The 20463-nt window shown below is 56.5% G+C and carries 14 protein-coding genes and 1 pseudogene; 2 read left to right on the top strand and 13 right to left on the bottom strand.

Features of this window, described 5'->3' with window-relative positions; translation table 11 throughout:
• Positions 1-91: 91 nt before the first annotated feature.
• The 5 genes from ACTQ1N_RS09345 to ACTQ1N_RS09365 all read right to left on the bottom strand — a co-directional run bounded on the left by ACTQ1N_RS09345 (position 92) and on the right by ACTQ1N_RS09365 (position 6234).
• Positions 92-1015 carry a dihydroorotate dehydrogenase gene (locus tag ACTQ1N_RS09345; RefSeq protein ID WP_441956497.1) on the bottom strand — a complete coding sequence of 308 codons (924 nt, stop codon included), beginning with the start codon at positions 1013-1015 and terminating at the stop codon, positions 92-94.
• Between the two features lie 153 nt (positions 1016-1168).
• Positions 1169-2008, bottom strand: coding sequence for a dihydroorotate dehydrogenase electron transfer subunit (locus ACTQ1N_RS09350; protein ID WP_441956518.1), 840 nt, complete (start codon positions 2006-2008; stop codon positions 1169-1171).
• 147 nt (positions 2009-2155) lie between these two features.
• Complete coding sequence (pyrF, locus tag ACTQ1N_RS09355; RefSeq protein WP_441956498.1) at positions 2156-3226, bottom strand: orotidine-5'-phosphate decarboxylase; 1071 nt, start codon at positions 3224-3226, stop codon at positions 2156-2158.
• A complete protein-coding gene (locus ACTQ1N_RS09360; protein WP_441956499.1) occupies positions 3223-4599 on the bottom strand; it encodes a dihydroorotase in 1377 nt (458 codons plus the stop codon). Before ACTQ1N_RS09360 ends, pyrF begins: the two co-directional genes overlap by 4 nt.
• Before the next feature lie 42 nt (positions 4600-4641).
• Positions 4642-6234, bottom strand: a complete 1593-nt coding sequence (locus ACTQ1N_RS09365) for a polysaccharide deacetylase (RefSeq protein WP_441956500.1) — start codon at positions 6232-6234, stop codon at positions 4642-4644.
• 47 nt (positions 6235-6281) lie between these two features.
• Between ACTQ1N_RS09365 and ACTQ1N_RS09370 the strand changes: the two genes are divergently transcribed.
• Complete coding sequence (locus ACTQ1N_RS09370) at positions 6282-6821, top strand: DUF4364 family protein (protein ID WP_441956501.1); 540 nt, start codon at positions 6282-6284, stop codon at positions 6819-6821.
• A 106-nt stretch (positions 6822-6927) separates the two neighbouring features.
• On the opposite strand, the gene ACTQ1N_RS09375 is transcribed toward ACTQ1N_RS09370, so the two are convergent.
• From ACTQ1N_RS09375 to ACTQ1N_RS09390, 4 genes are all read right to left on the bottom strand, one after another.
• Entirely contained in the window at positions 6928-8523 is a 1596-nt protein-coding gene (locus ACTQ1N_RS09375; RefSeq protein ID WP_441956502.1) for a cell wall hydrolase, read from the bottom strand.
• Positions 8524-8716: 193 nt separating this feature from the next.
• Positions 8717-9985, bottom strand: a complete 1269-nt coding sequence (locus ACTQ1N_RS09380) for an SLC13 family permease (RefSeq protein ID WP_441956503.1) — start codon at positions 9983-9985, stop codon at positions 8717-8719.
• A gap of 418 nt (positions 9986-10403) precedes the next feature.
• Positions 10404-11759 (bottom strand): magnesium transporter, encoded by a 1356-nt coding sequence (mgtE, locus tag ACTQ1N_RS09385; RefSeq protein ID WP_441956504.1) that lies wholly within the window; start codon positions 11757-11759, stop codon positions 10404-10406.
• Positions 11760-12219: 460 nt separating this feature from the next.
• On the bottom strand, positions 12220-14499 hold the full coding sequence (locus ACTQ1N_RS09390; protein ID WP_441956505.1) for a glycogen/starch/alpha-glucan phosphorylase: 2280 nt from the start codon (positions 14497-14499) through the stop codon (positions 12220-12222).
• A 200-nt stretch (positions 14500-14699) separates the two neighbouring features.
• On the opposite strand from ACTQ1N_RS09390, the gene ACTQ1N_RS09395 reads away from it, so the two are divergent.
• Positions 14700-15596 (top strand): AraC family transcriptional regulator, encoded by an 897-nt coding sequence (locus ACTQ1N_RS09395; protein WP_441956506.1) that lies wholly within the window; start codon positions 14700-14702, stop codon positions 15594-15596.
• A gap of 97 nt (positions 15597-15693) precedes the next feature.
• On the opposite strand, the gene rsmI is transcribed toward ACTQ1N_RS09395, so the two are convergent.
• From rsmI to ACTQ1N_RS09415, 4 genes and pseudogenes are all read right to left on the bottom strand, one after another.
• A complete protein-coding gene (rsmI, locus tag ACTQ1N_RS09400; protein ID WP_441956507.1) occupies positions 15694-16536 on the bottom strand; it encodes a 16S rRNA (cytidine(1402)-2'-O)-methyltransferase in 843 nt (280 codons plus the stop codon).
• A 76-nt stretch (positions 16537-16612) separates the two neighbouring features.
• Positions 16613-17371 (bottom strand): tRNA1(Val) (adenine(37)-N6)-methyltransferase, encoded by a 759-nt coding sequence (locus ACTQ1N_RS09405; RefSeq protein ID WP_441956519.1) that lies wholly within the window; start codon positions 17369-17371, stop codon positions 16613-16615.
• 1106 nt (positions 17372-18477) lie between these two features.
• Positions 18478-19362: pseudogene (locus ACTQ1N_RS09410) on the bottom strand (PSP1 domain-containing protein); the annotation flags it as partial.
• 3 nt (positions 19363-19365) lie between these two features.
• On the bottom strand, positions 19366-20418 hold the full coding sequence (locus ACTQ1N_RS09415; protein ID WP_441956508.1) for a DNA polymerase III subunit: 1053 nt from the start codon (positions 20416-20418) through the stop codon (positions 19366-19368).
• Between the last annotated feature and the right edge of the window lie 45 nt (positions 20419-20463).

Consider the following 20463-nt stretch of genomic DNA (forward strand, 5'->3'; position numbering starts at 1 on the left):
TCACTGCCGCTTCTCCCGGCACTCTGATACCGGCCCTGCCGCCGCACTGGCCGCTTATTCTGTCTTCCTGCGCGCCTGTTCCTTGTGCCCGTTACCTGACACAGCCGACCAGCTCCCTGACCGAACCGATCTGATTCTCCTCCAGATACGCTCTGATCCCGTCGATGACGCGGATCACCGTTGTCTGATCCCGGAAATTCGCCGTTCCAACTGAAACAGCGCTGGCACCTGCCATGATCATCTCCAGAGCACCCTCCGCATCGGCGATGCCGCCCATCCCGATGATCGGAATCTTCACACTCTGTGCGCACTCCCAGACCATCCGGACAGCCACCGGATGAATCGCCGGGCCGCTCAGCCCGCCGGTCCGGTTCGCCAGCGCAAAGGTTCTTCTTCTCACATCGATCTTCATCCCGGTGATGGTATTGATCATCGACAGCGCATCCGCACCGCCTGCCTCCGCCGCCTTTGCAATCTCCCGGATATCGGTCACGTTCGGACTCAGCTTCATGATCACCGGCTGCCGGGCAGCCTTTTTCACCGCCGCTGTGATCTGCTCGACCGCCCGGGGATTCGTCCCGAACGAAATGCCGCCCTCCTTCACGTTCGGACAGGAAATGTTGATTTCCAGAAGGTCCGCGCGCTTTTCGTCCGCGAGTCTCCTCACGCAATCGACGTACTCCTCGGTGCTGTGTCCGCAGACATTCACGACCACCTTCGTGTCAAACTGCTCCAGGAACTTCAGATCCCGCTTCGCAAATGTCTCTTCCCCTGGATTCTGAAGGCCGATGGCATTCAGCATCCCAGAAGGCGTCTCGCAGATTCTCGGGGTCGGATTCCCCGGCCACGGAACGGAGGCCACGCCCTTTGTCACGACCGCACCGAGTCGGTTCAGATCGACAAATTCTGAAAACTCCTGTCCGGACCCGAAGGTTCCGGACGCCGTCATGACCGGGTTCTTCAGCAAAACTCCGGCAATCTCCACACTCATATCCGGCTGCATATTTCTGTTCATCCTCTCCAGCGGCGCCCGCCTTCTGCGGGCACTCCTATCAGTCTGCCCGCTGCCATCCCGGATTCCCGGCACGATCCGGTCTCTCCGGATGCCTTCCTGACTCCCAGGACTGTCCGGCTTCTGCGGACGCTCCGCTCTGCGGCTTGCGTTTCATCACAATTCGACATCAATCGAATTGAATACCGGTCCCTCCGTGCAGACTCTCTTGTTTCTTACCTTGGAATGTTCATCGACATCAGTCGATTTGCAGACGCAGCTGAGGCAGGCGCCGATCCCGCAGGCCATCTTCTCCTCGAGTGACAGCCAGCACTCGGTTCCGGTCTCCTGCGCGTACGCCCGAAGCGCACGCAGCATGGGAGTCGGCCCGCAAGCACAGATCACATCTGCCTTCAGGTTTCTCCCGCGGATTGCGTCGAGCACGTTGCCCTTCGTCCCGCAGCTGCCGTCCTCCGTTGCAATGACCACTTCCGAGCAGGCTTTCAAATCGTCCACAAGAAACAGCTCGTCCCGGAATCCCAATACCGAGATCAGCCGCGGCGCACCCTTTTCACCCTTGCCTGCCGCCAGTGTCCTTGCCAGCTGCACCATCGGCGGAATCCCGATTCCGCCCCCGATGAGAAAAACCGTCTTCCCCGACAGCCCCCTCAGGACAGACTCGGGAAATCCATTTCCAAGCGGTCCGGTCAGATCTACTCTGTCTCCAGCTGTAAGACGGGAAAATTCCTCCGTTCCCTTTCCGGCAACACGAAATACCAGCCGCAGCTCCCCGCTCTCCGGGTCTGCGCTGCAGATGCTGATCGGGCGCGGAAGAAGACGGGAGCGATCGTTGCTGTAAACCGAGACAAACTGCCCCGGCCTCGCTTCTGCTGCAATCTGCTCTGTCTTCAGCCTGAGATCATAGATGCCTCCCGCAATCCTCGTATTCTGAAGGACCTCCGCCTTTTCTCTGAACTTTCGAACCGCTCTGATCCCCGTTTCCTGTCCGGCCTGCATACCCGTCTCCTGTTCTTTCACAACACGTTTCCTGTGTTCGCCCAAAATCCCCGGAACGATCACCCTGTTTTTCCTGATTTCCCGGAATACTCTGTCCTATTTTGCGCCGGCATCTTTGATCTGGCCGGGCGGCAGTCCCCGGTTCAGTCAGCCGATGGCTTCCCGGATGTCCTTCCGCATCGCCTTGACCGCGGCGCGGCTTGCATCCGCGAAATTCTCCGGCATGTATTTGTCGCAGTATGGCTCCTGTTTATAGGCTGCGATAATGCCCCTGCTCGAGTTCACGATCGCGCCGAGTCCGTCTTTGTTGAAGAAATGCGTGAGGTCCTTTCCTTTTCCACCCTGGGCGCCATATCCGGGAACCAGGATGAAGGAGTGCGGCATGATCTTCCGGAGCACCCTTCCCATCTCCGGGTAGGTCGCGCCGACAACTGCACCCACCTCCGAGTAACCGCTCTTTCCCATCAGACGCGGTTCCCGCGCCCATCGGGCGACTTCCTCCGCCACAATCTCATACATCGGGCGAAGCACATAGTTGCGAAGCTCGTCCTTCCCGGCTGCATGCACAATGCTCTCAAGCGAAAGACCGCCCTTGCTTTTCTTTCCTGTAAAGAAGGCTGTGTCGATGCTGCCGTCTCCGTCCTCATCAAACTCCTCCGCCCTGACCAGCACCGGCCTGTCCTGGAACTCTCCGCTGGAAGGGTTTGAGGTCTTGACCAGCACGAAGATGCCCTTGTCCTGCGCATCGCAGACCTTCAGGAAGGGGGCCACGCCGTCCGAGCCGAGGTACGGGTTCACTGTCGCAAAGTCCGCGTCAAACAGCTTGTACTCACGCTCTCCGACCATAACCCTTCCAAGGTGAGCATCCGCATACGCCTCTGAGGTCGATCCGATGTCGCCCCTCTTGACATCCCCTATTACAACCAGTCCCTTGGACTTGCAGTAATCAATGGTCCGCTGATAGGCGGCCAGCCCCGGAATTCCAAAGCGCTCGTACATGGCAATCTGCGGCTTTACAGCCGGAACCAGGTCACAGACCGCATCGACAATCGCCTTGTTGAAACGGAACAGGATCTCGCCCGCAGCCTCCAGCGTCTCGCCCATCTCATCGAAGACAGGGTTCTTGACCTCGTCCGGAATAAACTTCATCTGCGGATCCAGCCCGACAACAATCGGTGCCTCCGTCTTTTTGATTCCCGCAACCAGCTGATCGATCATGATGTTTGTCTCCTTTTGTCTGTGTACACAATCTCGCCGTCACAAATCGTCACCTTCACCCGTCCGCGCACCTTCCAGCCCTCGAACGGGGTGTTCCTGCCCTTCGACAGAAACTTCTTTTTATCAATCATCCACTCCTCATCCGGCCGGACGACCGTAATATCCGCCGGATTTCCAACTTCAATCTTTCCGTCCCCGTACTGGCGGGTCAGGTCTGCGACCTGCGCCGGCGCGGTACTCATCACCCGGGCAAGATCAAGCGGGCTCAGGATTCCCGGCTCGACAAGCCTCGTGACCGCCAGCGGAAGCGCTGTCTCCAGTCCGACAATGCCGAATGCGGATGTCAGCATCGAGCCGAATTTCTCGCTGACCGCATGAGGTGCATGATCCGTCGCAATACAGTCGATTGTTCCGTCGCGAAGGCCCTCGATCAGCGCCTCCCTGTCCGCGGCCGTCCGGACCGGCGGATTCATCTTGAACATCGGGTCGTCCGCCGGAATATCGTCTGAACAGAGCGTGAAATGATGCGGCGTGACCTCCGCGGTCACATGGATACCCTTCGATTTGGCAAACCGGATCATCTCCACCGACTCCCGCGTTGAGACATGGCAGAGATGGAGATGCGCGCCGGTCTCCCGCGCCAGCAGGATGTCCCTCGCCGCGATCACGTCCTCGGCACTGTCCGGAATCCCCGGAAGACCCAGGCGGACCGCATTCTCATCCTCGTTTACGACGCCTTTTCCAGCCAGCTTCTTGTCCTCACAGTGATCAAACACCGGAATTCCGGCCTTCACTGCCTCCCGCATCGCCCGTTTCATCAGCGCTGCATTCTCAACAGACCGGCCGTCCTCGGATATGGCCGGTGCGCCGGCATCTGCAAGTCCGGCAATGTCGGAGAGTTCTTCCCCCTTCTCGCCCTTTGTGATCGAGCCGATCTGCATCACATGAATCGGGGAGACCGCCGCGCTCTTGAACCGCACATAATTCAGCTTGTCCGGATTGTCGATGACCGGTTTCGTGTTGGGCATCGCGCAGATCGTCGTGAATCCGCCGCAGGCTGCCGCCTGTGAACCTGTCCCGATATCCTCCTTGTATGTCTGCCCCGGATCACGCAGATGAACATGGAGATCGACAAATCCCGGCATCACCCAGCACCCGGAGGCGTCAATCGTGACAGCCATATCGGTCGAAGCCTCATCAACCGTTCCGCCCGAGACGGAGGCCTCCTTGACGATCTTCTTCTTTTTCGGAGCAGGGAATGTCAGCCCGTCCCCGATCTGCGTCACGCACCCATCCTCAATCAGGACATCTGTGACCTTGTCGGTTCCCGAAAGCGGGTCCAGCAGCCGTCCCCCGCGGATCAATATCTGCATATTTGACGCCCCCTTTTCATTCATATTCACACCTGTCAGTCCTCATCCCATCTTCGGAACCGGTGTCGGCCGGTTGGAATCCCAGACTGACTTCACATCAAACAAATCGGACAGCAGATCCGGATTGTAATACATGCGGTAGCCGTCCAGGTTCCGTCTTGCCTGTCTCATATAGTCCGGACCGAACTGCACCCAGCTCTTGACCGAACCGTCGACGTTGCAGTAGATACTGAACTTCTTCGATTTGAGATAGTCAAAGTACGCGTTGTCATGGGTGTACGGATGCCAGTCTCCGATATCCGCTCCGAAGGCGAAGATCAGCACATCCGTATCTCCGACAATCGGTGCGACATTGTTCAGCCAGCGCTCCGTATCCTGCTTCACCGCGTCGAGCGAATACTGCAGCGGTGCGATATGCCCCCAGGTGTGGGACGCGAATTCCCAGCCCTCCGCCTTCATCGCATCCGCGACAGCCCTGGCATCGGCGCAGTCCTTGTCATAATCAAAATCCGGGTTCTCGTCAAAGAACTTCTGCTGGTACTCTGTCACCCTGGCCGGATCCCGGGTCTTGTAAACCTCATCTGTCCGGTACCCGAGCACGCCCTCATATCCGGTCAATGCCAGGATTCCCTTGCGCCCATGATATGAAAAATCCGGATGCTGCTCCACAAATGTATCAATCAGCGGCACGACATCGTAATCTCCGATGCTCACTGTCCCGTCATCCTGAATCAGGGAATTCTTGACCTTCCCGTCCTCCGTCACAACCAGCTTCTGCGGAAAGCCGTCATCCTTCATATAGTGGTAGTAGCTGCAGTCATCCTGCGACAGCACAAAGGGTTTCTTTCCCGGCGGCAGCAGAATTTCCTTTTTCGAGACCGTTCCGTCGTCCGCCACCTCGCACATATCGTGGAGGCTGACCATTACATACCCCTTGTCATACATCTGCTGGATGATTCCGTTGAACTCGGAGATGGTGGTCATAACCTGGTTGTACCCGGCTGCGGTTGCATCCGAGTCAAATGCCTTTGCATCATTGACAACCAGCGAGTGGAAGAACACATGCGTGATCTGGTCAATCGGATACGGCTGACAGCTGTCCTTCGTCTGCTGATAGGAATTGACAAGTGCCTTGAGCTGGTCGTTCTTCCCGAAGTCCTTCTGAGACTTGAGCAGATTGATCGCACCGTCATAATCATACTGCGTGGCAAGCAGGTTCGCCTGCGCCTTCACTCCCTCAAGATCCGAATCGCTGCCGGCGCTGCTCTCCTCCTTCGCCGACGCAGCCTGTTTCTCCTCCAGCGCCTTCGCATATGGATTCGAATAGGTCTTCATCTTTCTGGTTTCATAGATAAGAAGTCCGGCCAAAAGCGCCAGGATCACAATCAGCAGGGCAATCATGCTCCTGAGGAGCACATTGCTTCGTCTCCTCCTGTATGCTCTCTCTGTCAGAGTTGAATATTTCTTCTTCACTTTCTTTCCCCTTGATGACCTTGATGACACACGCTCCCCATGGATTTCCGGCCCCTCCGGCAAATCCATCTTTCGTGTCATTGAGAGTTTATCATACTTTGCAAAGCGGTAAAAGGAGTAGACGCGCCGTTTGTCTCCCGCGTTTGTCTCCCGTTCTTTCATATGCTAAGATAGGCCTGTTTCCGAATTATAACCAATGAAATGGAGAGATGATGGCTGACCAGCTTCAAGTTCTTTATAAGCTCATGACACTCTACACGCTGAGCCGTGTAGATTTTGCAATGACCAATAAACAGATCGCCGGGATCTTCACGGATCTCGGCTATACGAACTATTTCAATGCCCAGTACACCATCAGCGATCTGGTGGACGCCGGGCTGATCCACGAGGAAGCCTGCCCGGACTGCTTCTACTACTCCCTGACAGATGCCGGCCGGGCAAGTCTTGACGCGCTGAAGAATGACCTCGGACCGGATATCCGCTCCGATATCGATGCCTACCTGAAGAAAAACAGGCTGAGTTTCCGCGAAGCCGTCAGCACCCGTGCGCAGTACTACCGGACAACCTCGGGTGACTACGCTGCCGCATGTGCGGTTCTCGAACACTCGGAACCCCTGATGGAGCTGACGCTCACCGTCCCGACCGAGCAGCAGGCAAAGATGATCACAAAACAGTGGAAGGAAAAGAGTCCGGAGATCTATTCCTACCTCTTCCGGACTCTGTCCGACTTCACCGACGAGGACTCCTGAAACGGTATACAGAAACGGAAAGCGGCACCACCGGGGAGGTGATGCCGCTTTCCATATAGTTGATTTTGTAACATCCCAGACCGCTTGCGCGGCCCGGGGGATTACCTTATGAGAAATAATGCGCACCCAGCTTTGTAGTGCCGCTGTGGGTGTTGAAATACAGCGCACCCGGAACAGGCTGTGCTCCGTTCAGTGCATCCTGCGCCGCCTGGTAGCAGGTAGAATTGACACCGGAAGCAAGTGCGCTCTGCAGGGTCCCGGATGAATACGGGGTGAACTGTCCCGGCTGCTCGAGCACTTCCGCGATCGTGTTCGGGAAGCTGGAGCTTGCGACACGGTTCATGACAACCTCGCCGACCGCAACCATGCCGTCATACGGCTGGTTCCCGGCCTCGCACCAGATGATCGCCGCCAGCAGATCCAGATCACTGTAGTCTGCGTAGGAACCTGTCTTTCCGGAAGAAGATCCCGTACTCTGGGAAGATCCTGTCTGCGGCGCTTCTGTCTGGGGTGCTTCTGTCTGAGGAGCCTCCGTCTGAGGCGTCTCTGTCTGAGGCGCTTCCGTCTGAGCCGGTGCGGAGGTCTCCTGCTGAACCGGCTGGGTATCTGTCTGCCCCTGGGATGAGGAAGAAGTGCCATTCGCTGCCGCTACATATGCGTTATACGCCTGAACAGCCGCTGCCGCCTTGTCCTTGGCATCCTGCTCGCTCGTGCAGTTCATCGCTGCGTTCTGTGCGGCGATATAGGCATCATAGAGCGCCTGCACATTTGGATCGCTGCTGACTGTCTGGCTAGCGTAGGTTTCCTGTGAAGAGGACGCCGCATCACTGCCAGATGCACCCACAGCGGCAGAGTCCGTATCCGTTGATACGGAAGCCGTATCAGATGCCCCCGAGTTGTAGGAAGCAGACGCATCGGAGTACCCGTCACCTGCATCCGATGCCGCGGAGCTGTCCGAATATCCCGCATCCGATGCGGAAGACGCATCCGCGTCGGTTTCGTCTGCAGCACTGCTGATGTCCGAAGAAGAGTCTGATGTCGCGGCAGCCCCATTCGTTCCATCTGCAGGAGCCGCAGCTGTTCCGCCAAGATTCTCCGTATAGGTCGAGGCAATATCCTCACCGTCTGCCGGGACAGCGGTGTCAACCAAAAGCATCCTGGACGCATCGTCCTCCGACACGTATCCGGCGCTATCCGCTCCCTGCTGCACCAGCAGCCAGTGTCCTTCGTCGGACACCAGCGGGAACGCAGTTCCATCCGATACGGTCCTGGAAACGGAGCCTGCACTCTTGTCCGTGAAGACATTCACGTCGTTCCAGTTCGCCACAACGCCTTCCTTGCCGTAGTAATCCGCAAGGCCCTTCGCTGCTTCTCCGTAGACCAGGTAATCATTCATCACGTAACCGGTCACGGCACCGGACTGGATCTGTGTCCAGGCATCACCCTTATCCAGGACATTGACCGCAGCACCTCTGTACAGATACCCCACAACATCCGAATCTGTCGACGCGGAGGAGCGGATGATCGCACCGGATGTGACGGTGTCATCGTTCGTCATCGCAATGCTGTTCCAATCCTGCTGTGACCAGTTCGCCACATCCAGACTGAAAGCCTTGTCTGCTGCGAATGCACTCACACCGCACACTGCACTGAGCGCCATCCCCATCGAAAGAACTGCTGCTATCTTTCCGGCGTTCCTCATATCCGTCAACCTCCAAAATCTTGAACAAATCTTTGAATCTTATTTCTTTTTCGTTTCAAATATTACAAAATTATTAAAATCTGTGCTTATAATATTACAGACTCTCGACATTGTCAAGAGTCTGTCGGATCACAACGATGCTGGATGATTCAAAGCCAGCTGTCCTCTTTCTACGTTCAGCGTTCAGAAGTTTTCAGTGCCACACGACCCATATGAACAGGTATCCTGCCAGCACCGCCGTCAGTGTAAGCGGGACTCCGATCCTGGCAAAATCGCTGAATGACACACGCTCTCCGTTTTTCTCCAGAATCCCGATGACGGTGATATTGGCGGAGGCGCCGACCGGTGTCAGGTTCCCGCCAAGTGTGGCCCCGGTCAGCAGACCGAAGTAAAGCAGGTAGGGCTCGATCCCGAGCATCGTCGAGACACCCTGCATCACAGGAAGCATCGTCGCAACATAAGGGATATTGTCGATAAATGCAGAAATCGCAACACTTCCAAAGACGACGACCGTATACAGAAGAAACAGGCTGCTTCCGCCGATCCTGCTGATCGCCGCCGCAACGTCGTCGATGATCCCCACCGCCTTGATCCCTCCGATGACGGTGAAGAGGCCGATAAGCAGATAGATCGTGCTGAAGTCAATCCCCTTCAGTGCCCTGACAAGCCCCTTCGTCTTTTTCGTCCGAATCAGATCATAAAGGATGGAGACTCCGGCCATGCAGCAGCAGATCAGGCCGTTGGTGATGTCCGGTTTGCCCGGAATAAAGGATGCCGTAATCAATGCCGCGACAACGCTGAGCAGCATGAAGGAAGGGACGAAGTCCGACACCTTTGTCATTTCGTCAGCATGAACCGGCTCCTTCTGTTTCCGGAAGAGCAGCATCAGGACCGGGATGGTTGCGAGTGCGCCGAGCTCCACCGCCCAGAAGATTCCCGGACGCCCCTTCATAAAGAAGAAACTGGTGAAGTCCATGCGGGCGTAGGCGCCGAGCATAATGGAGGTCGTGTCCCCGACCAGCGTTGCCGCGCCCTGGAGATTAGAGGAGACGGCAATGCTGATCAGCATTCCGACCGGACTGATCTTCAGCTTCCTGCAGACCGCAAGACCGACCGGGGCAACCATCAGAACCGTCGCGACATTATCAATGAAGGCGGAGATGACGCCCGCAAACAGAGACATATAGATTGTCACCCACATGACATTGTCAGCCTTGTCCAGCAGAATGTCCGCGATGCGGTTGGGCATCTTTGATTCAATGAAGTAATCGACAACCACCATCGTCCCGGCAATCATCAGAATGACATTCCAGTCAATTTCATTGAATACGCTCCGCACCGGCAGAATTCCCGTAACCAGAAAGATGGCTCCCGTGATGAGGGCAGCCAGCGTTCTCCACTTCGGCCGTACAATCATGACGACATACATTGCGACAAACAGGATAATGGCTGCAGTTTTCAATTCAAATTCTCCTTCTGTATGTGTGTCCTGCCCCCGGATTTCGATCTTCAGGTCTTCAGACGCCATCAATTGTTCACAGGTTCAGCACAGTCTGTACACATTCTGCCTCTATAGTATAGCCATCAGATGAACAAAAAGCATTTGATAACACTTTTCATACTCATGCTGGTCGGCGAAAGTCGGCCGGCATTCCCTCCCAGAATACAACTTCCGCCCGGGCGGTGATCCATCCGATCGCCGCCCGGGCGTTTTTTAGAAGTTTCCGGGATATCCCCAGTTCTGCAGGCTGCCGCATACCGCCCGAACCGCCTCATCTGCTCGTCTGGGTGGGACTGGAACTGCATACCGCCCGAGTCTCACGCTGGGATCGCCCGGAATCTGCATGACGCTCGAGCATCGCCCCGGAATGATCAGGGCTTCACCCCGGGATGTGCAGCAGTGCCCGCGAGATGCTGAGGAAAATCAGCAGCGAGCAGGAGTCCACGATGGTCGTGATCAGAGGGGATGCCATCATGGCCGGATCGAGGTGGAGTTTTGTCGCGATCAGCGGCAGGACACCGCCAATCACCTTCGCCATGACAACCGTGCAGAGCATCGCAATCGCGACGGTCAGCCCGATCAGCTCATGCCCCGGGTACTGAATCAGAATACGGATATAGTTCAGGGCGCCCAGAATCAGTCCGCAGATCAATGCAACCCGCAGCTCCTTCCAGATGACCTTCAGCGCGTCCTTCACGCTGATTTCATGCAGCGCCAGCGACCGGATAACCAGCGTGCTGGACTGCGCGCCTGCATTACCGCCCGTGTCGGTCAGCATCGGGATAAATGTGATCAGTACCGGAATTGCCGTCAGCGTATCCTCGAATTTCCCGAGAATTCCGCCGGAGACCATGTCCGCCATCATCAGCACGATCAGCCAGATAATCCGGTGACCGACCATCCGGATGACGGGTGTCTTCAGGTATGGCGCCTCCTCGGGGGTGGTTCCGGCCATCTTCTGGAAGTCTTCCGTAGCCTCCTCTGTCATGACATCAATGGCATCATCGACCGTGATGATGCCAACCAGCCGGTTCTCCGCATCCAGCACGGGCATCGTTGTAAAGTCATAGCGGTCAAACAGCTTCGCCGCGTTCTCCCGGTCCTCCGTCGTATGAACCGAGATGACATCCTTTGTCATGATGTCGCTGATCTCAGCATTCCGCTTGCACAGAAGCATCTCACGGACTGTGACAACACCCAGCAGTTTCTGGGCGGTGTCCGTCACATAACAGGTGTAGAGATCCTCACTGTCCTCACCGTTTGCACGGATCCAGCGGATGGCTTCCATGACCGTCATATTCGGGCGCAGCCGGACATACTCAGTCGTCATGACCGCTCCGGCACTGTCCTCCGGATATTTCAGCAGAGCGTTGATGTCCTTGCGGTCTTCCGGTCTGACCTTGCTCAGCACCCGGCGCACAACATTGGCCGGCATCTCCTCCAGCATGTCAACAGCGTCATCCGTGTACATCTCCGCCAGGACATCCTTGACTTCCTGATCGGTAAAATTATCCAGGAATTTCTGCTGCTCCTCCGGCTCCATCTCGCTGAAGGTATCGGCGGCCTCATCCTTGGGCAGAATCCGGAACAAGACGATCCTTTTCTCATCCGGGAACTCCGACAGGATCTCCGCGATGTCAACCGGCTCCATGTGATTGAAGGCTTCCTTCAGCCCTGCAATATCATGTTTTGCAAGAAGAGCCGTTATCCTCTCTACTCTCTCTTCAATTGTCATATTCTGTCTTTCTCCTTCAATTTTTTGTTGAATCAGATACCATAATGCTTCTGAAGAAGAAGACTGATGTTGTCAGATGTAACTGCTCTTCCGGGAATGAAGAATGAATATGTACAGAAATGAAAATCCGTCCCCTCCGGGGTCAGATGTCAGCACACAGAAAGGCTGTGCGCCATGTGACGTCTGCCCGGCTCATCTTCACGCAGACAGAAGAACAGAACCATATTCGAACACCGTCTCCGTCCATAAACGCGCACTCCTTTCCTCAATTGATCTGACTGTTGCTTCGAAAACCGGCACAGTGGCCGGACGAATACAGTATACCCTCTCATCATCCCGGGTCAAGCCCATTTTCGCCGCCTGTGAATGGTTCCCTTCTCTTCCAGAAAAGACCCCCTCAGGGACTGCCCGTGACTCACAGACAGTGCCCGAGGGGGTCTGATATTCTTCCGTCAGAAGCTTACTGCACCTGCCAGATGTCTCTGTTGTACTCCTCGATCGTGCGGTCGGAGGAGAAATAACCGGCCTTTGAGATGTTGATCAGGCACTTTCTCTCCCATGCCTTTCTGTCTGCATAGTCTCTGTACGCCTGCTCCCTGATCTTCGAATAAGCCTCGAAATCCGGGAAGGTCATGAACCAGTCCTTATTCAGGAGCTCGTTCTTCAGACGATTCAGACGCTCGGCATTGCCGATCTCCATCATCCTGCTGCCGGTCAGATAGTCGACTGCCTCACGCAGCACTGCATCCCTGTTGTACCAGTCACGGGAGACATAATCTGCCTTCTCATAGTGGCTGATGACCTCCGGGCTTCTCATCCCGAAGATGTAGATGTTGTCATCCCCGACAAGGTTGTGAATCTCGACGTTCGCACCATCCTCTGTCCCGATCGTGACTGCGCCGTTGAGCATGTATTTCATGTTTCCGGTTCCGGACGCCTCCTTGGATGCGAGTGAAATCTGCTCGGACAGATCGCAGGCCGGAATCAGCTTCTCCGCAACCGTGATGTTGTAGTTGTCGACCATCACGACACGGAAGACCTTCGAAACCTCCGGATCATGCTCGATGATATCCTGCAGGCAGAGGATCGCGTGGATAATATCCTGTGCGATGATATATGCCGGTGCGGCTTTTGCAGCAAACAGGACCGTCACCTTCGGATCATCCAGCGCCTGACCGGCTTCGACCTTGCGTCTGAGATCCAGATAATGGTGGATGCACCACAGAAGGTTCATCTGCTGCCTCTTGTACTCGTGCAGACGCTTTGCCTGGATATCGAAGATGGAGTCCGGATCGATCTCGATCTTCCGGGTGTCCTTCAGATACTTCGCAAGACGTACCTTATTTCGGCTCTTGATCGCCATCAGATCGCTGAGAACCTGCTCATCATCCGCATACTTCCCGAATTCCTCCAGCTTCTCCGAGTGGCGGATGAAGTCACTTCCGATCTTCCCGGAGATGTAGCGGCCAAGATCCGGATTGCAGGAGAGCAGCCATCTGCGGAAGGTAATCCCGTTCGTCTTGTTGTTGAACTTCTCCGGGTAGATGTTGTAGAAGTTTCTCAGCTCCGTCTGCTCAAGAATCTCCGTGTGAAGCTTTGCAACACCGTTGACCGACTTTCCGTAGTGGATATCAATGTGCGCCATATGCACCGTGTCATTTTTATCGATGATCACGACCGACGGATCGTCATACTTTCTTCTGACACGGTCATCCAGTGCCTCGATGATCGGCACCAGCTGCGGAACAATCTCCTTCAGATAGGAAATGGGCCACTTTTCAAGCGCTTCCGCCAGGATCGTGTGATTCGTGTACGCAGCACACTTTGAGACAATGGCAACAGCCTCATCCTCGCTGATGCCTCTCTCCTCCAGCAGGCGGATCATCTCCGGAATGATCATGGTCGGATGCGTATCATTGATCTGGAAGACTGCGTAATCCGCCAGATCATGCAGGTTGCTGCCTCTTGCGACGCACTCGTCCAGGATCAGCTGCGCACCGTTGCTGACCATGAAGTACTGCTGATAGATGCGAAGCTTGCGTCCGTCATCGTCGGAATCGTCCGGGTACAGGAACAGGGTCAGGTTCTTTGCGATATCCTTCTTGTCAAAATCAATTCCGTCGTGGACGATGCTTTCGTCAACTGTGTCCAGATCGAACAGATGCAGCGGAATGGTCTCGCTCTCGTATCCCGTCACATACAGGTCATAGAGCGTGGAATGGTAGGTCTTCCCGGCCATGGTCACATCGTAGCCCCTGGAGGTCTTCACTTCCCAGCCGGACTTCTTCAGCCACGGGTTCGGCTCTGCCTTCTGCTGATGATCCACGAATTCCTGGCGGAACAGTCCCAGATGATAGTTCAGCCCGACACCGCAGCCGTTCAGGTTCAGCGTTGCGATGGAATCCAGGAAGCAGGAAGCCAGACGGCCAAGTCCGCCATTCCCGAGCGAGGGCTCCTCCTCGATCTCCTCGATTGCCGTGATATCCTTTCCGTTCTTCTCCAGAAGCTCCCTCGTCTCATCGAACAGTCCGAGATTGATCAGGTTGTTCGAAAGCAGCTTACCAATTAAGAATTCCGCAGACAGATAGTAGATTTTCTTCTTTTTTTTGCTCTCGAAAGGGAGCTTTTTCTCTGCCTCCGCCTGTGTGACTGCCAGAAGTCCCTTGTACAGCTCCTCGTTCGAGGCATCTCTGACGCTCTTGCCCATCTCCTTCGTCAGCCTGCTTTCCAGTTCGCTCATGTTCATTTACCCCTTTCTGGTTGCACCTTTATCGCAACGATTCATCCGGCTTTCTGCCGGCATATCTCCCTCATTTCTTGTTCGCACCAATACCATACCCCATTCCGAAAGCCAGGGCTTGTCGATACCGCTTGAAAAGTAGTACAATCCTATTAATTCTAGTGTCGGAAGGCACCATCGCAAAAAGGGGACTGTTCAAAATGGATATGGACCAGTATCAGGGATATCACGAGACAAAGGTGCACACAAGCGAGGACTTTCCCTACAACACCTTTCCTTGTACAATTCCACTGGATTTCACCTCCGTCCCGCTGCACTGGCACAACACGGCGGAGATCATCGTTGTCAAGAAGGGCTCCGGCATCATCGGACTCGACATGACCGACCTGGTCTGCAGGGAAGGCGATTTTGTGCTGGTGCTGCCGGGGCACCTCCACTCCATCCGCCCGCTGAAGAACGAAAACGGATACGTCCGCATGGAGTACGAGAACATCATCTTCTCGACCTCGCTTCTGCTGGCGAGACAGCCGGAAATGACCAGCTCGCTGATCGAAACCTTTCTGCAGGGGGACTACCTGCCGGAGGTGCTTCATTTTACCAGAAAGGAACGCTGGCATGACAATGCCCGGCTCATCATCGAGGAGACCGATCTGCTCTGCAGCCAGAAACCGGAAGGGTACCAGATCGCTGTGCGCGGCAATCTGCTGCGGCTGTTCTATCTCATTGTTTCGCGGACCGTCCGGACTCCCGGGAAGCTGCGCCCCGGACGCCTTGAGAAGGTGAAACTGATCGTCAAGTACGTGGAAGACCATTTTTCAGAACCGATCAGTATCCATGACATGGCTGAGCTGTCCGGGTACAGTGAATCCCATTTCATGAAGTTTTTCCGGGACACGATGGGCATGAGCTTTGTCTCCTGGCTGGAGCGCTACCGCCTTTCGATGGCCGCCCGCATGCTGACGCTCACCGACGACCCCATCCTGCTCGTCAGCGCAAACGCCGGCTATCCGAACCTCTCTTACTTCAACCGCTCCTTCAAGGCACGATACGGTATGACTCCCAGCAGCTACCGGCGGCAGTCCGCCGCATCACACTGACCGCGCCGCCGCATCACACTGACCGCGCCGCCGCATCACACTGACCGCGCCGCCGCATCAAAAAACCGGGCGCATCCGCTCCCGGTTTGTCCTGTCCTCAGGTCATCAGCTGGCTGTATACATCCCTCCGGCTGATCCCCCTGTCACGGGCGACGGCCTTCATCGCCTCTTTTCTGTCCATGCCCTGGCTGACATACTTCTGAAAATGCTCTTCCACCGTCATGCTCTGGGCAACGGTGTCCTGTTTCTCGCGCTTCAGCTCACTTCTGCTTCTTCCTTCGATCACCAGAACATACTCGCCTCTCGGCTCTTTTTCTCCGTACGCCCTGAGCGCCTCTCCGATCGTCGTCTCCTCGATCGTCTCATGCTTCTTGGTCAGCTCTCTTGCCAGCGTGATGTGCCGGTCTCCCAGTGCACCGAGCAGCTCCCCGAGCGTCCGGACAAGCCGGTGCGGTGCCTCGTACAGCACGATGGTTCTCGTCTCCGTCTTCAGCTCCTCCAGGATCTCTGCCCGTTCTTTTTTATCCATCGGTAGAAAGGCTTCAAAGCAGAACCGTCTCGTCGGTTTGCCAGAGCAGACAAGCGCATTCACCGCCGCACAGGCTCCCGGGACAGGAGAAACAGTAATCCCATTCTGAAGTGCCATGCGGACCAGATCTTCCCCGGGGTCGGAAATTCCCGGCGTTCCTGCGTCTGTCACGACAGCAACATTCTCCCCCTCAAGCAGACGGTCGATCAGGGCATGCGCCTTGCTGAGTCTGTTGTATTCATGATAGCTCGTCATCGGGGTATGGATGTCAAAATGATTCAGCAGCCTGATGCTTCCCCGCGTATCCTCCGCAGCAATCAGATCCGCCTCTCTCAGCGTTCGGACCGCCCGCGGCGTCATATCTTCCAGGTTTCCGATCGGCGTCGCGACCAGATAGAGTATTCCCGCCATCTTTCCCTCGCTTTAACGTACACTGTTGTCCGGCAGGCTGTTCATGCTCTCCCTGTCAGGGCCGGATTTCGTGCCGTCATCCGTACAGCGCCCGCACCTCGTCTGTGTAGACACCCGGCCGCTCATAGATGACCAGCGGCCTTTCCACTGCCAGCCTCGGTCTTCCGCCCCTGACGGCCTCGACGAGCACCATATTGGGCTCACGCCCCTGCATTGGGTGAACCAGCCTCATCCGCTTCGGCTCCAGGCCATACGCATTCAGATTTCGGAAGATATCTGCAAGACGGAATGGACGGTGCACCATGCACAGCCGTCCCTGCGGCCTCAGCGCATAGGCCGCCGCTGCGCAGACATCCTCCAGACTGCACAGAATCTCGTGCCGTGCAGCCGTCAGTGCCTCATTTTCCCCTGTCAGACCATGCCCGCCGATCATATACGGCGGGTTGACCGTGACCAGGTCGAAGGACGCCGGCTTTACCAGCTCCCGGATCCTGCAAAGGTCTCCTTCCAGAAAATGAACGCGGCCTGTCTGTTCGTTTCCTGCTGCGCTTCGTGCCGCCATATCGACGCACGTCGAATTGATTTCAATTCCGGAAAAGACCGGATATGGAACGTCTGTCTCCTCTCTGTGCCGGTCCTGCCATCTTGCATCCATCAGAATCGGGATGATTCCGTTGCCGCTGCACAGATCAAGAACCCGACTGCCAGGCCGGACAGACTGTTCTGCAAAAGCTGCCAGGAGCACGGCATCCATCCCGAAGCAGAACAGAGACGGGTTCTGGATCAGCCTTGCCCCGTCCCGCTGCAGGTCATCCAGCCGTTCCCCCGGATGCAGGCCGAATCCAGCCGCGCTGCCTCTTTCAGAAAGCCCCGGCTCATGCAGCCGTTTTTCCCCGACATTCTGTGTCTGAGACGTTCGCGTCTCCGGCTGCTGCCGGTTACCTTGTTCCGTTTCCACTATCTTCTCCCGTAGATCGCCATCTCATTCGATCTCTTTTGCGGCGCCCCGCCCTCCGCTGCCATCAGATTTTCTCCGCCTGCATCCGGCGCTCCGCCCGGGCTGCCAGGTTTTTCCGCACTGCGGTCTGATTCCGGCTGGCGCTCTCTGCGGAACCGGTTCGGACCATCTCCTTTATATCCTCGCCGGTCGCGCAACTGAGCCTTTCCATTCCCATCTCCGCGATCCTGCCTGTTCCGGACGCCCTCGTCCCGGTCTCCACGTCTCTGCCTGTTCTGAGCTTCATCGCCTCGTTCCGGACGCCGCGTTCTGCCCTGGCCATCCCCGCCACGCTCCGGGCGCCTCGGTCTGTCCTGGCCATCCTCGCCTCGCTCCGGACGCCGCATTCTGCCCTGGCCATCCTCACCGCGATCCGGGCGCCGCATTCTGCTCTGTCCATCCTCACCGCGTTCCGGGCGCCTCGGTCTGCTCTGGGCACCCTCTCCGCGCTCCGGACGCCTCGGTCTTCCCTGGCCATCCTCACCGCGTTCCGGGCGCCGCATTCTGCCCTGGCCATCCCCGCCGCGATCCGGGCGTCTCTGTCTGCTCTGGACCTCCTCGCCTCGCTCTCCGCGGCCCGGCTGATTCGGATCATCCTGCTTCCGCTCTCCACGGTCCGGCTGATTCGGATCATCCTGCTTCCGCTCTCCGCGGTCCGGACGATTTGAAAACTCCCTCCGGCCTGACTTTCTGTACCCCTTCTCCTGCCGCTGCAGGCGGTCCGGCCGTGGAGCTGTTTCCGTCTGTGCGTCCGTCTCCGGCTTCTCCATCTGATCCGGCTGCCGCACACCGTCTTCAGAATCAGACACCTGCGTCACGGTGGCAGAGCCTGTTATTTTCTCTGTCTCCTGCTGTTCATTCTCCGGATTTCTTCCCGCACCGTCCGCATGGCCCTCGTTTCTTCCCCCGGCACTGCCTGAAGGGCGCTCTCCCCTGCTCTGTGTGCTGTCCGGTCTGCTGTCCGGCTTTCTCTGTCCGCCCTCCGGGCTTTCCTGCGTTCCCTCTTCCCTGCGCTTTCTCGGCGTGAAGGTCAGTTCATCCACGCTGAAGTTCTCGATTTCCTTGCTGTCGTCTTCTTCAAACAGCACGCGGACCCGCTGCCGGAGGACATTCAGCTCGATCACCTTGCCCATGCGCCCGTCGGCAGTTGTCGCCGCCGCGCCCAGTTTCGGCATCCGGGTATTCAGAAACTCGTACGTCTCCTCCTCATTTTTGAGACAGCACATCAGTCTGCCGCAGATCCCGGAAATCTTTCCCGGGTTCAGAGACAGATTCTGCTCCTTCGCCATCTTGATCGAAACCGGCGCAAAGTCATTGAGATAGGTTGCACAGCACAGCTCGCGCCCGCAGCTTCCGATGCCGCCAAGCATCCGGGTCTCGTCGCGTACACCGATCTGTCTGAGCTCAATTCTGGTGTGGAACACCGACGCCAAATCCTTGACCAGATCCCGGAAGTCGATCCGTCCGTCCGCGGTAAAGTAGAAGAGAATCCGATTCTCGTCAAATGCATACTCTGCATCGACGAGCTTCATCTCCAGGTTATGTTTGTGGATCTTTTCCCGGCAGATTTTCAGCGCTTCCTTCTCTTTAACGGAAAGCTCCGCCCGCTTCTCCTCGTCCTCCTTCGTCGCCACGCGGATCACAGACCGGAGCGGCTGCGCCACCATGTCATCCGCAACCGTCCGCGCGCGCATCGAGACGACGCCGTACTCCGGTCCGCGCGCCGTCTCGACAATCACATGATCCCCGATGTGGAGTTCAAACTCCTTCACATCAAAATAGTATACTTTCCCGGCGCTGCGGAACCGCACGCCTATGATCTTGACCATATATTAATTCTCCTTCATCGTCAGGAGCAGCAGCTCCATCGTCAGATCGAAGCTGACGTTCGCCTTCAGCCGGATCTTTGCCGTCCGGATGGCATCCAGAATCCTCTGGATCCCATCGTAGGAGCTCTTCTGTGCCGCTTCCCTGATCTGCACAATCTGCTCGCGGAAAATGATGCCGTCGGCATCCCTCGTCGCCTTGAAGAGCAGCACATCCCTGTACCAGATCGAGAAAAGATCCAGGATGTCGTTCACCACATCCTTTCCTCTGTCCATGTCGCGGATCAGAACGACAATATCCGATACGTCCCACTCCTTCACATGCGTCAGGATCTGGATCGCGCGCTCCAGAAGACTGTAAAAGTTCTCCGAGGTCGCCAGCGCAACGGCTCTTCCGATATTCCCCTGGGCAAATGCCACACAGATATCCGCCTGATAGGGCTCGACCCCATGCCTGTCCATCAGATACGACCGCACCTTCGCCGCATCAACAGGACGCAGCGGCAGGACCACACACCTGGAAAGGATCGTCTCCAGCATGGCATCGCGGCTCGTTGAAAGCAGGATGATCACCGCATACTCCGGAGGCTCCTCCAGGGTTTTAAGCAGCGCATTCTGCGCTTCCCTCGTCATCTTCTGCGCGTCCGGCAGAATATAGATCTTATATCGGGACGCATAGGGTTTGATCTGAACATCACTTACAAGCGTCCTGATGTCATCGACCGATATCGATGTTTCCTTCTGATACCGCCAGACCATGATATCCGGCTGGTTGTTCGTCTCCGCCTGCCGGCAGCTCTTGCACGTTCCGCAGGCATCGATGGCCTGAAGCGGAAGCGTCCCAGAAGCCTTCTCCTCCGGACTTTCCTGTTCCTGCTCCAGCACCCTCTCAAGAGTCTCGCACTGCAGGGTCTGGGCAAATGCCTGCGCGATGGTTTTCTTTCCCATTCCTTTGTCTCCGACAAGCAGATAGGCCTGACTCACCCGCCCGGAGGCAATCGCATTCTTCAGATGTTCAATTGTACGCTCATGCCCTGTAACATCCCGAAATCCTGCCATAACGCCTCCTTTGGCACCTTTGCCCATGTATCATTATTATATCGG

Origin of the sequence: Porcincola sp. LCP21S3_C12, from assembly GCF_052118625.1 — a bacterium.
Classification (GTDB): Bacteria; Bacillota; Clostridia; order Lachnospirales; family Lachnospiraceae; genus Porcincola.

Coding starts and splice junctions, on each gene's coding strand:
- ACTQ1N_RS09345 (WP_441956497.1), bottom strand. CDS start 1,015: ATGAACAGAAATATGCAGCCGGATATGAGTGTGGAGATTGCCGGAGTT.
- ACTQ1N_RS09350 (WP_441956518.1), bottom strand. CDS start 2,008: ATGCAGGCCGGACAGGAAACGGGGATCAGAGCGGTTCGAAAGTTCAGA.
- pyrF (WP_441956498.1), bottom strand. CDS start 3,226: ATGATCGATCAGCTGGTTGCGGGAATCAAAAAGACGGAGGCACCGATT.
- ACTQ1N_RS09360 (WP_441956499.1), bottom strand. CDS start 4,599: ATGCAGATATTGATCCGCGGGGGACGGCTGCTGGACCCGCTTTCGGGA.
- ACTQ1N_RS09365 (WP_441956500.1), bottom strand. CDS start 6,234: ATGAAAGAACGGGAGACAAACGCGGGAGACAAACGGCGCGTCTACTCC.
- ACTQ1N_RS09370 (WP_441956501.1), top strand. CDS start 6,282: ATGATGGCTGACCAGCTTCAAGTTCTTTATAAGCTCATGACACTCTAC.
- ACTQ1N_RS09375 (WP_441956502.1), bottom strand. CDS start 8,523: ATGAGGAACGCCGGAAAGATAGCAGCAGTTCTTTCGATGGGGATGGCG.
- mgtE (WP_441956504.1), bottom strand. CDS start 11,759: ATGACAATTGAAGAGAGAGTAGAGAGGATAACGGCTCTTCTTGCAAAA.
- ACTQ1N_RS09390 (WP_441956505.1), bottom strand. CDS start 14,499: ATGAGCGAACTGGAAAGCAGGCTGACGAAGGAGATGGGCAAGAGCGTC.
- ACTQ1N_RS09395 (WP_441956506.1), top strand. CDS start 14,700: ATGGATATGGACCAGTATCAGGGATATCACGAGACAAAGGTGCACACA.
- rsmI (WP_441956507.1), bottom strand. CDS start 16,536: ATGGCGGGAATACTCTATCTGGTCGCGACGCCGATCGGAAACCTGGAA.
- ACTQ1N_RS09415 (WP_441956508.1), bottom strand. CDS start 20,418: ATGGCAGGATTTCGGGATGTTACAGGGCATGAGCGTACAATTGAACAT.